At 35.0% G+C, this 277-nt stretch carries 1 protein-coding gene; it reads left to right on the top strand.

Annotated elements, in window-relative coordinates:
• A partial coding sequence (locus tag AAEY75_RS14885; protein WP_352260006.1) for a sensor histidine kinase occupies positions 1-277 on the top strand: 277 nt, incomplete at both ends.

The raw sequence follows: 277 nt of genomic DNA, 5'->3' as shown, positions 1-277 counted from the left end.
ACCTACAAAAGCGGAGAAATTGGTTGAGATTGCGAGCAGTAACTGCAAGCAGCTTAGTCGTTTGATTAATGACTTATTAGATATTGAAAAACTGGCTGCTGGTAAAATGTTGTTTGAAATGAAACGATTAAATGTAGTTCCACTTTTACAAAGAGCTATCAATGATCATCAACCATACGCCGACCTGCATAAAATTACTTTAGCGTTACATGTAGATAAGCAAATAGATGAATTGTTTGTATATGTTGATGAGCATCGTCTGTTACAAATTCTGACT

Origin of the sequence: Psychrobacter sp. TB55-MNA-CIBAN-0194 (genome assembly GCF_040309505.1) — a bacterium.
GTDB classification, from domain to species: domain Bacteria; phylum Pseudomonadota; class Gammaproteobacteria; order Pseudomonadales; family Moraxellaceae; genus Psychrobacter; species Psychrobacter fozii.
This window is presented reverse-complemented; position numbering and strand designations above follow the sequence as displayed.